At 66.0% G+C, this 11,157-nt stretch carries 5 protein-coding genes and 2 pseudogenes; 3 read left to right on the forward strand and 4 right to left on the reverse strand.

The window, feature by feature from the left end:
- Positions 1 to 101: 101 nt before the first annotated feature.
- Positions 102 to 1,598, forward strand: a complete 1,497-nt coding sequence (locus ACZ7L5_RS30325; RefSeq protein ID WP_471520539.1) for a glycoside hydrolase — start codon at positions 102 to 104, stop codon at positions 1,596 to 1,598.
- 136 nt (positions 1,599 to 1,734) lie between these two features.
- On the opposite strand, the gene ACZ7L5_RS30330 is transcribed toward ACZ7L5_RS30325, so the two are convergent.
- The 4 genes and pseudogenes from ACZ7L5_RS30330 to ACZ7L5_RS30345 form a co-directional block, all read right to left on the reverse strand.
- Positions 1,735 to 1,971 (reverse strand): hypothetical protein, encoded by a 237-nt coding sequence (locus tag ACZ7L5_RS30330; RefSeq protein ID WP_471520541.1) that lies wholly within the window; start codon positions 1,969 to 1,971, stop codon positions 1,735 to 1,737.
- Between the two features lie 798 nt (positions 1,972 to 2,769).
- Positions 2,770 to 5,793, reverse strand: a complete 3,024-nt coding sequence (locus ACZ7L5_RS30335; protein WP_471520543.1) for a lantibiotic dehydratase — start codon at positions 5,791 to 5,793, stop codon at positions 2,770 to 2,772.
- A 119-nt stretch (positions 5,794 to 5,912) separates the two neighbouring features.
- The gene (locus ACZ7L5_RS30340; RefSeq protein WP_471520545.1) at positions 5,913 to 7,265 is read right to left on the reverse strand and encodes a lanthionine synthetase C family protein; all 1,353 of its coding nucleotides are present in this window, start codon (positions 7,263 to 7,265) and stop codon (positions 5,913 to 5,915) included.
- Between the two features lie 1,931 nt (positions 7,266 to 9,196).
- Positions 9,197 to 9,387: pseudogene (locus tag ACZ7L5_RS30345) on the reverse strand (IS630 family transposase); the annotation flags it as partial.
- Between the two features lie 682 nt (positions 9,388 to 10,069).
- On the opposite strand from ACZ7L5_RS30345, the pseudogene ACZ7L5_RS30350 reads away from it, so the two are divergent.
- Together ACZ7L5_RS30350 and ACZ7L5_RS30355 are read left to right on the forward strand one after the other, a co-directional pair.
- A pseudogene (locus tag ACZ7L5_RS30350) lies at positions 10,070 to 10,375 on the forward strand (transposase); the annotation flags it as partial.
- 159 nt (positions 10,376 to 10,534) lie between these two features.
- Positions 10,535 to 10,789 (forward strand): STAS domain-containing protein, encoded by a 255-nt coding sequence (locus tag ACZ7L5_RS30355; RefSeq protein WP_471520547.1) that lies wholly within the window; start codon positions 10,535 to 10,537, stop codon positions 10,787 to 10,789.
- Positions 10,790 to 11,157: the final 368 nt, after the last annotated feature.

Raw genomic sequence — 11,157 nt, forward strand, 5'->3', positions numbered from 1 at the left:
TTGAGGAAGGCTTGTCGAAACTCTGGACGTGCCCCGGACCGGGAGCCGATGCTTCGCGACAGCCGAACGGGACCAGGCTGTCGAACGAGCGGAGAAGCCACATGATCGGACGAAGAACACTGCTGGCCGCCACCGGAGCGGGCGTCATCGGCGGCACGCTGGCGACCGGTACGGCACGCGCCGACGCGACAGTCGTCGTCGATCCGGCGGCGGACGGGGGTGTCTGGGAAGGCTGGGGGACATCGCTGTCCTGGTGGGCACGGGCCCTCGGCGACCAGGACGTGTTCGCCGACATGTTCTTCACGACGAACTCGGTGATGTACAAGGGCCAGTCCCTGCCCGGGCTGGGCTTCAACATCGCCCGCTACAACGCCGGCGCGAGCAGCTGGAACCAGACGGCCGGCGGCGACCGGATGGTCGTCTCCGACAACATCCAGCCCTGGAAACGCATCGAGGGGTTCTGGCAGGACTGGACGAGCGAGGACCCCGCCTCCGCCGCCTGGAACTGGGACGCCGACGCCAACCAGCGCGCCATGCTGGTGAAGGCGACCCAACGCGGCGCGCAGAGCGAGCTGTTCGCGAAGTCCCCCATGTGGTGGATGTGCAAGAACCACAACCCCTCGGGGGCGGCACAGGTCCACCAGGACAACCTCCAGTCCTGGAACTACCGCAGCCATGCCTACTACCTGGCCACCGTCGCCTGGCGTGCCAAGACGCAGTGGGGCGTGGACTTCGTCTCCGTGGAGCCCTTCAACGAGCCCTCCGCCGAGTACTGGTACGCGCAGAACAAGCAGGAGGGCTGCTACATGAGCCACGGTGTGCAGAGGGCGGTCCTTCCGCATCTGCGCAGCGAACTGGACAAGCGCGGTCTGACCGAAACCATGATCGCGGCTTCCGACGAGACCAGCGTCTCGGCCGCCCTCACCACATGGAACGCCTTCGCCCCGACCACCCGCGGCCTTGTGGACCGCGTCAACGTCCACGGCTACGAGACGGGCAACCCGCCCCGCGCGCAGTTGTACGACGAGGTCGTCACCCGGTCCGGCAAGGGCCTGTGGGTGTCCGAGACCGGCAACGGAGACGGCGGGGGCTTCTCGATGGCCCTCGGCATCCTCGCCGACCTGCGTCAACTCCGGCCGACCGCCTGGATCTACTGGCAGGCGATGGACAACAACGTGAACTGGGGGCTTCTCGACTACATCCCGGGCACGGGGTACGGCGCCATCCCCGACACACCCGCGCAGCCCGGCTCGGTCCGCGCCAAGTACTACCTGATGGCGCAGTTCAGCCGGCACATCCGCCCCGGCATGAAGATGCTCGCCACCGGCGATCCGTTGTCGGTGGCGGCGCTGGACGAGAAGACCGGCAGGCTGGTCATCGTGGTCGCCAACAAGGGCAGCACCCTTCGGAACATCACCTTCGACCTGTCCCGCTTCTCCGCGGTCGCGGGCCGCCCCGACGGTGTGGTGCGCCGCTGGAACACCGGTGCCGGTGACACCTACAGGGAGCGGGCCTCGACGCTCGACGGGAAGTCCGTCACCGTCCCGGTCAACGCGAAGTGCCTGCAGACGGTCGAGGTGGAGGGCGTCATCGCCTAAGATCTGTCCCGTCGATCTCGGCAGCCGTGGGGAGTATGGCAACCCTGCCAGGTGTGACAGAGAAGGAAAACCACAGGTGAAGAGCTGATTTCTCTGGCGCGGGCTCCTTGAGACTTCCGGCTTGGCGAGCGGCCTCCTAGGTCGTGTGGTGTATCTCAACGAGCGCGCGGAGAGACAGGTCACTGTCCGCGATATTCGCGTTCGGCGGGACCTCGCTGATGCTCCTGATCTCGACTGCAGTACAGGTCACTCGCTCGAGCCAGCGGCCGGGGTGGTTCGGCATCTCCGCGACCGGAAGCGGCAGATCGTTTCTCCTGTCCTGCAGTATGCCCAGGAATGCGACCTGTTTGATCTGTAGTTCAAAAAGTCCCATTGCACACGCCTCCTGCAGGATTTCAGATCTCCTGACCCTCTCAGCGAGGTGGCAACTCCGATGACCGGCTCTGTCCTCAGCGTTCGCGGCTCCACTGCAGCGTCTACTGGGGCCGGGTCACATTCGGGCGTCCCGCGGCCGCGGGACGTCGAGGCTGCGTCCGTTTCAGGCCAGCCACATCCGGCTACACCGTGAACAAGTGCCCCCTCATGGACAGTGTCTGCCCGGCGTCACCTGTCGGCCACTCGAGGGCTTGCCGGTACGGGGACTTGCTGTGCCCCGAGTGCGGCAGCAGCTGAGTGACAGGGGGACCCGCGGTCTACTGCTCGCGGAAGTGCTGGCCCTGCGACGCCCGGTCTGCGAGACAAGAGGGGCCCGTGGCGTCTCGGGCCGTCGGCTCCACCGCCGTCGACGCGATGGATGCCGCCCGCGCGGCCCGACCGGGCCGGACTCACGGCTTGTGACCGACGATCACCTGCAAGTTCAACGCTGACGGTGGCACGATGAGTTGGGATGAAGGGTGGTGGTTCGTGCGTGGTGACAGGCGGCAGATTCAGACGGCGGTCCTGGGCGGCGCGGACTCGGAGGAGAGCCGCTGATACTCCCGCTGGAGGCGATCGAGCTGGACGCCTTCCGCCGGCGTCACGAGCACGAAACGTTCTGGTGCGGGCTGCTGCTCGGTGGCTGCGGCCTTCAGCTGACCACCAAACCGCAGGCGTCAGGCGGCTGCCGCGCCCACAGCGAAGCGGCGTACGAGTGGCCGCCTGCCCTCGTTTGAGTGTGTCAGGCGTCGGCTGGCTAGACCTCGGACCGCAGCTGTGCGGGAGCGACTGGAGCGTGAACGAGGCTGGCGCGGGTACGGCGGAGCAATTCCAAGGTCAGGGCCTCTGTCGACCGGTCTATCCCGAAGAGGCGGTTCGCGTGCATGTGTACAAAGCTCTGGCACAGCGCCTTCCGGGACTGACACAGGTTGCCGTCGCGGTGGAGCGCCAGGAGCTGGGTGATGGCGGACTGGAGTGCTGACCGTCGTGCGCTGAGCAGCCGGGACACTTCGTCATCGACAGGGGGGGCTCCCAGAGCCTGACGCAAGGCGCGTTGCCGCTCGCGGTACTCGTAGCCGCCCTGGCGTGACGATGGGGGTCCTCCGTAGGAGAAAGTCGCACGTTCCTGAGAGGACAGGCCAAGGCAGGCCAGGAGGTCGTCGATGCTGACCACGGCCAGGTCTACAAGATCTGTGCTGAGCCGCCCGTCGGTATGGGCCCACAGCATCTCGGCGACGCTTGGGCTTTCGGCCGTGAACAGCGCTTCTGCCGCCTCGATACCAGATTCGCCTCCGTACCTCTCGACCTCACGCTCGTAGGTTTCGAACGAGAACTTTCTGCAGAAGCCGTCGGTCGTCAGTCCGTTAGCCCAGACACAGGTTTGCTCCATCAGCTGCCCCACGAGCATGGCTGGATCGCCGTGGAAGCGGAGGCGTACGTGGCGTTCCGGATCCGCGTAGCGCACGAAGAACCATCCGTCCGCGAGGCCAGTCGAGGCGGCCTGGTTGGCGAACGCGCGCAGAGGGCCACCGATCAGATCAGCTTCGAGCTGCGGATCGCAATAGAGCTTCAGACTTAGCCAGTCGCTGCCCGGCGGACGCAACCGTGTCACCGGATCGACCACTTGGGGAATTGATGAGGATTCGCTGCTGGGGCGCTCGTCGCCGCGCCGCACGAGGGGTGCCACTACCTCGCACATGTGGCCGCCCTCCGTCCCAGGCAGCCAGGCGTGTTCCGGTCCTGGCAAAGCTTCCTGGAGCAACAAGGACCTACCGGACGTTTCTGACTTGAGCTCTTCCCGGAGCAGCTGAAGGTCCTGTAGATCGTCCAGGTCGAGCAGTAGCCGATTGTCAGCGACGGTCAGGTACACGTGAGAGGGAACATCCCACGTGCTCCGCCATCGCGAGATGGCCTGTCGGAAGTCGTTGTCGAACGCGCCGCTGTCGGTGGCGACGGAGTTGAAACGCCACTGGGCGGGGGCCAGGACGGTCCGGTGGCGCTGAACTCTAGGGAGGTAGGCCAGGCTCGCCGCTGGCCCCCACGAAAACCCAGTGAACTGGCACCAGCGGTCAGAGGCGACGTCGGCCAGAAACCGGATGGCAGCTGATGCCCGCCGGGTGTTGAGCATGTGCCCTTGGAACCCGACGACCTCGGCTCCCCCGTCCGGCCAGCTGACCACGAAGCGCCCCTTCCTCAAGCCGATGACCAGCTCGCGTACCGGTATCACGCCCTCGGGCGGTACACCGGGCCAGGCATCGACAAGGATTTCGTGTCGTCGAACGGCGGGCCTCAACGCGACGTTCGCGGACCGCGGGGGGGCGGGTGAGTAGACGATCTCGGCAATGAGCGTGTCGGGGTCGTGTGCCTGCTCGATTCGCGCGAGCTCTTCTAGTGCCTTCGCCGCGGGCGGACCGAGGAGACCGGCGAACCGCCCCAGGCAGCGGCCAGCAGCCGACGCCCCGAGGTTGGGGCCAACTACGACCTGGAAGTCCCCTCTATCGATGGCATCCGACGATGTGGCGGCGACGAAGAAGGACAACTCCAGTGAAGGCGGGACGCGCTCGAGGTCGAGAGCAGAGGGGGCTAGTCGGGAAAGAAGCTCGTCGTCCAGTTCCACAACCAGGCGGCGTTCTCGGTTGGCTTCCATGGCAAGGTCGAGGAGCAGTCGTTCGCGCGGACCACTTGTGAGCTCGCCCGCGGGTTGAAAGGAGGGCGGCCCAAGCCCGATTGCAGGGTCGAGAAGTTCCAGTAGGGGAACCTGGCGGTGCGCCCCGTATCGGCCTTCGAAGGCGCGGCGGTAGTCGGCCAAGTAGGGCATTCCCTGACGGAAGGGGCTTAGGCGGAGTAACACCTCGGCCGCCTCGGCAGCTTCGGCGGCCACTGAAGCGTGCAATCCAGAAGACCGGAGCGAGACGGCGGTGTCGGTTTGCAGGATCTTGTTCCGGGCCCTGGCGCCATCGACGCCGCCCTTCGTTGTGCCGCCCCCTGGAGTGGTCACAGCGGAATGCAGCTCGGTCAGCAAAACGAGCAAGTCAGGTAGGTGGTCTGCTTTCTGATCGAGAGGGAGTTCATCCCAGTTGGCGAGCTCGGCGGCCAGCTGGGCCAACTGCCGCGCGACGGCACGTGCTCGGTCAGAGGGGGCTGTCTCGAGGGATCTGCACAACCGCGTCACTGGATCGCCGCAGGTTGGTGCCAGGCATAGTTCGGAGATGAGGAAGCCCTGGCTCCACAGGTCGTCGACCAACTGGACGGCCTTGTCATGAGTGGCGGCGGGGATGCTGCGAATCGCCTTTGCCAGTTCATTTCGCGAGGTGGCCACCCGTCCTGCGCTCAATACAAGACGTACAGCAGCCGTGGCGGAGACAGATGTTCCTGCCGTTGGTCCCTCCGTGAGAATGGCGCGACCGCCGTGCAGCATCACGGCTGGGCTGGTCATCAGGAGTAGGTGTGGACCGATGGCCGGGTCGTCGCGGAGGGACTCGGACAGCGCGTCCAGCCATCCCATGTCGGCCCGGGTGGCCGTGCGTGATGCGGCCGGGATGATCTCGAGGTCCGTACAAGGAGCCCATCGGACCAGGCTGACTCCTGCGAACAGGCCGAATGGCGTCGGCCTGGTGGTCATCCGGATGAGATAGCGCCTGAGTTTTCGGAGCAGCCGGGGAGCTTGTCCATGGTGCGGGCCGGTCCGCTCCAGCGCCGCGGCTAGGTCCGGACTGGCCACTCGTATCGCGAGGCGCAGCAGTGAGTTGGCCGGCTGCAACGACAACTCGGACGCGGCCATGTGAGTTGCGTTGCGGCTATCGGCCGGCAGAAGGGGGGCTCTTAGTACGGCCCAGCCGAGCGGCTCGTAGAGGGCGGGTCCGTGGTGTTGGCGCGCCTGTACCGCGCGGTGGGGACGGGTCATGAGAGGAGGAACATCCTGTCCCAAGTCGGTTCGATTCCGGTGGCTGCAGCAAGAAGAGTCATAGCAACGCCAGCAGCACCGTCGAGGAGACCGGCACGGTCGACAGCGACGTTGGTCGCCTCCATGGAGGCGTAGCCGAAAAGCCGTTGGGGCTCGTATACCGCCAGAAGTTCGTCGACGAGCGCGACCGACGCGTCCGCGAATGGCTCCGATGACATGTCGCGGGCGAAGCGCAGGACGATCTGGAGCAGTCCGGCAACTCCGTGGCAGAAAGTGGGTGAGGTCAGGTGCCGCAGTGCGGCAGGGCGTCGCAGGACGCTGGCCATGGCTTCTGCCGCCGAGTGCCTAATGCTGTCGTCGGCCAGGGCCTCGCCCGCCAGCCAGAGCGAACGAGCTACCCCCGGCGTGCCGTAGCACCAGGCACCTCGCGTTTGGCCGGACGATCGGCCCGGGACCGACTGCCCCGCAGGCGTCAACGGCACGGCGTCGGGCCAGTCGCGCCCCCATGGGTTCTCGATCCGATGCGAGATCAACCATTGGGCGAGGATGCGCACCGCTCGGTGCTGACCGGGGACCTCAATGCCGCTCTGCAAGGCGAGGGACAGCACTGCGAGCGGCCCGGGTATGCCGTGCGCGAGCCCACAGTTGAGCTGTCCTGTCGGGTAGACCCGGCGTGAGGAGTCGGAGGGCAGGAGTTCGGGTGGAGTGGCCCAGCGAGGCTCCCCTCGGGAAGATCCGGTGAGGCGCACCAAAGCGGTGAGAACGTCCGGCAGCACGCCGAACGGATCCCTTCTCAAGAGGTACGCAGCTATGCCACTGGCTCCCGAGACGACGTCGAAGGCACTAACCGGCAGGCCGCCCTCGGCACTGACCAGTCGCGCCGCGAGTTCCGACGCCCCCGGGGCCAGCAGGTTGTCGACGGCTGTGAGCACGCGCTGGTAGCGGGCGCCGTTCCGACTGAGGGACTCCAGTGCAAAGGCGAAGCCACCGAGTCCGGCGAACAGCCCTGCGTAAGTGGAGCCCTTGTTCTCCAGGGCGGCTGCCCCTTCGGTGAGGAACCCATGGCCGACCGCGTCCCACCCCTCGCCAGGGAGGCATTGATCGAAGTATGAGCACATCACTGCGATCCCGGCGTCTCCTCCTGCAAGTCCAATCGGGTTCCAGTGAATCGAGTTGGGGTGGCGAGATTGGTGGCGGGCCAGCGAAATGGACTGAGTGACACGTGCGCGGTCAGTCGTTCGGATAGCAACGTCCCGTGCGATGATGAGCGCAGCATTCCGCCGGGCTGCGTCGAGAGTTCCACTCCAGGTCGCCCCTGGTTGCTTGAAAATGGTGGTTCCCTCCGGCACCTTGGCCTCCCTCGGTGCGAGAAATGGCCGACCTTCCTCGTTCCGCCATTCGCCGTTAGCAGTAGTCTGTGACGCACGCCGTGTCAATACAGGTAATCGTATTGTCGTACTCTTCTTCTGGGAGGCAGCCGGCGCACGTGCTCTCGCACGTGATATTGGCGGGATAAGTATCGCAAGTGCATGTCATTGACCCACAGGTACAGGTCAAGAAGCTGTCTGTGAAACACTCCTCGGCAAGATTCGTGATGGGGTTGGTCCACCAGTCAAGCGGACGAGTCTGATCGTCGTACCCCGTAATCGCGGCTGCGAGAGGCTGTGGCTGACGCAAGGCTCGCCGTCGGCTTTGACGCCTGCTGATGGATGACCCTCGCCTGCGGCGAAGATCCAGGTCGAATTCATCTGGCGGGCGGACAGATGTCGTACGCGTGTAGTTGATATGGGCACCCTTCTTCAGCGTGACTCGAGTTGACTCGGTACCGCGGAAAGGTGGCCTAGCCGAAGGAATCTGCGCGCTGTCGAGAACATCACTGATGGCAAATTCGATGAAGTAGTCAAGGCCTTTCGTGAGGTAGAGGCGCCTGTGGCCAGGTCGATCGCTGTCCCCGAGAAGCCCGCTCACGGTCAGACCTACCTCTGGTGGTCGTGATGGGTTCGGGCGTAGTCGTTCGACCAACGGGTCCTGAGGGCCTTCCATGTCCCTGGAAGCGTTGCTATCTGCGGAGTCGGGCATGACACTCTCCCCAAGCAATCCAGGCGGTCCGACCAGCGAACTGACTCGGGCCCTTCGCGCCTAGTTTCAGTGTCTCTCGCCACCGTGACCTGGGCCAGCCGAGCCCAGCTGACCGCCCCTGGCACTCTGGCCTCTTTCGAAGATGTAGGCTCCCGGAGCCTGAGGGTTGGTTCCGCCGGCTCAGGCTCGGCGGATCGTCCTGCTTCCGGGGGCCCGCCGATCCTGCTTCGTTGACCAAAGGTCGGCGGGCGGAGACTGATATGAGCGGTGGCGCCAACCATGCACGAGCCCGTTAGGGCGTGCAGAAGAGCAACATGCGGGCGCTTGATGGGCTGACCTGCGAGGTCAAGTCTCGGAACAGGCAAGTTGATTCTCTGCATGCCCTTAGGTCTGTTCGCACAGTCGGGAGACGGTGGCGCTGACGGCGCCATGGGCGTCGAGCACGGCTGGGTGGAAGGCGTGGGCCACCTCGAGAGTGGGGCCCGAAGGTGAGGCCGGCGACGTCAGTTCGGTACGCACAGCACGGACGCGGTCTTCGAGCATGGACGTGCCGACCTCGCGGATCAGGGCGGCGATGGCCGTGTTGACCGTAGGAACGCAAGTCGAGATGAGCGAGGAGCTGGTGGGCCAGGGCCGATTTCATCGCACGGCCGCCGGCAGCGGCTCGGCCTCGCGCGAGCACGCGACTGGCGCACCGCCCTGCTCGGCCTGGTGGGAGTTGTAGAAGGCTGTTCGGCTTCCGTGCCTACGGCGAGGTAGGCGTCGGCTGCACGGGCCGGCCCTCCGGAGCCACCAGATATCGCCCAGGACGCGGTGGTGGCGTCCTTCCCAGCCAGGGTCCGTGCGTCGGCGTGCTTGGTAGGGAAGGTCTCCGGCGAGGCGGGCGGCCTGGGCGAAGCCTCGCCCTGCGGCTGGGTTCAGGCGGCCGTTGCCGTCGGCGACAAGCCGGTGTCCGCGTGTGAGGCCGCGTGCGTCCGATATCGCGATGCGCCTTGGCCCGGTAACCGCCCCCGGCGAGGACCTGCGCCCGGCCTGCCTCGGCTGGCCGCCCTGCCGCACCTGCCCGGGACCGACACCCCGCCGCGCCCACCCCGACGGCGACGGCCGCTGCACCACGTGCGCCTCCACGTTCATCGACCACCCGGAAGGAAGCACCCCGTGACGCAAAAGTTCTACAACACGCAGCCGACCGCGCACCACCAGCGGCGAATAACTCGCGCAGGTCTGCGGTCAGATGAATGCGGACGTTGTCCCAGAAAGCACGATCGGACCACCGAGTTGGATCCGGGCGCGGATCAGCAGGGCACGAACGTCTCGGGAGCCGAAACCTTTCGGCTGGTCCTTGCGCCCGCGGTATTCGCGGACTGCGTAGATCAGCCGCGATCGTTCGCCGGCCACCTCGCCGTCGTCGTATGACAGCAGGGCGCGCACCAGCCACAGCAGCCAATCCAGGGAGGCGGGGCGGCGACGTCCGGCGAAGATCTCGCTCATGGAGGCTTTCGACAGGCCGACGATGTACCCAGAAGCTTCTCGCCACGCGCGCGGATCCGGTCGTATGACGGAGTCCCTTGCTGCCTCATTAGACCGGTGAGGGTTTCGCCCAGCTCCTGCAGCACCCTGTCGTAACTGCCGTCGCTGTTCCCGGCCTTGTCCGACATGATGCCGCCCTCATCCGCTGTGACGACAGCGTAGAGTCTTTCCGGGGCGGAACAGTGAACACCACGGAACACAGGCGCCAACGGTCGACGGTCGCACGAGGCTGTTCCGAAGGCATCGGGGTTGTTCCATTCGTGCAGGTCAGCGCCCCGGCAGGTCGATCGTGGTGGCACGAATCAGATGACGCCACCCCAGGAGGGCCCCAGCCATGGGGGTTCCGCAGAGCCGCCGTTTCTGTCCCTGCACACCACCGTGGTCCTGCTCGCCGGGCTCGTTATCGGGCTGGTGACGGGCTGCCTTACCGTCCTGACCGGGGCCCCAGCAGCGGCAGCCGTACTCGCCGGCCTGGCCACAGCTGGCTTCTCGGTGCCGGTGTTGAGCTCCCTGATCGGTCCAGCCGATGAGTAACTGGTCCACGGTCCTGACGTCGACGCCGGCAGTCGGCGTCAGGACCGGAGCACGCATCCCGATCGAGGTCGGCGACGGCAGCACCTTCCCGACCGCCGGCCGCCTGGCCGCCTACGCGGGTCTCGCCCCGGCGACCCGGAGCTCGGGCTCATCGATCCGCGGCGAACAGCCTTCCCGGAGAGGGAACAAGCAGCTTTCCCGCGTCGTGATCGAAATGCGCGGCGTCAGGTTCATGGACTACACCGGCATCAGTATCCTGCTCATCGCTTGCCGTGCTCTCAGTGAGGCAGGCGGCTGGCGGCGCCCGGCCCGATAGGCCGCCTACCCTGCGATCGTCGGCGTCGACACCCTCATCAGCTGCCACGAACCCCTCTATCAGGCCCGGAGCGCCTGAGGTCCGTCAAGGGGAACTGACCTCCAGGAGCTCGGACTTGGGCCTTTGACAGGTTGGGCCTGTGGCCCTGAGGCTAGTGTCATGGACAGTGGCCTGCAAGGCGGGCCCGGTAGGTGTCTGCGAGTGTCAAGCGCGGTCGGAGCCGACCGGACCCTGGTAGTCGTGGTGGGCGAGGCGGATTTCACCACGTCGCCTCGGCTGGCAGAAGCCTTGGAGCAAGCGATGGCCAACAGAGGTGGCCGGGTCGAGGTGGACCTCGCCAGCCTGTCCTTCTGTGACTGCTCCTGCGTGCATGTTCTGCTGGCCGCCCGCGAACGCGCCATGGGGCCGGGCTGATGTTCGTGTGTGTGGCACTCTCACCGTGTGCCGAGCGGGCCTTGGAACTCACCCAGGCAGGGCCGCTGCTGCAGGCGGCCTGAGCGCCCCAGGCTCCTGACACCGACGTGTCTCAGTCAGGAGGCTCTGCTCGGGCGCGCGTGACGTCTGTGGGTGAGCACCCCACGTGTTGAATCACGGATAGACGGCAGATTTGCCCGTGCTGACCGTGACGAGTCAGTTGATCATTGCGGGTCAGCCTGGCAACGTTCCGGTGGAAGTTGCCTGAAATGTCTGGTAATGGTTGAGATGGGCCTGTTCAATGCCCGTCACGCGCCCGGTCTAACACCAGCGCAGCCACGGGATGTTGGAGGCTGATTCAGTGCGGA

It is taken from the genome of Streptomyces sp. NPDC107528, from assembly GCF_055639295.1.

Coding starts and splice junctions, on each gene's coding strand:
- ACZ7L5_RS30355 (WP_471520547.1), top strand. CDS start 10,535: ATGGACAGTGGCCTGCAAGGCGGGCCCGGTAGGTGTCTGCGAGTGTCA.
- ACZ7L5_RS30325 (WP_471520539.1), top strand. CDS start 102: ATGATCGGACGAAGAACACTGCTGGCCGCCACCGGAGCGGGCGTCATC.
- ACZ7L5_RS30330 (WP_471520541.1), bottom strand. CDS start 1,971: ATGGGACTTTTTGAACTACAGATCAAACAGGTCGCATTCCTGGGCATA.
- ACZ7L5_RS30335 (WP_471520543.1), bottom strand. CDS start 5,793: ATGGCCGCGTCCGAGTTGTCGTTGCAGCCGGCCAACTCACTGCTGCGC.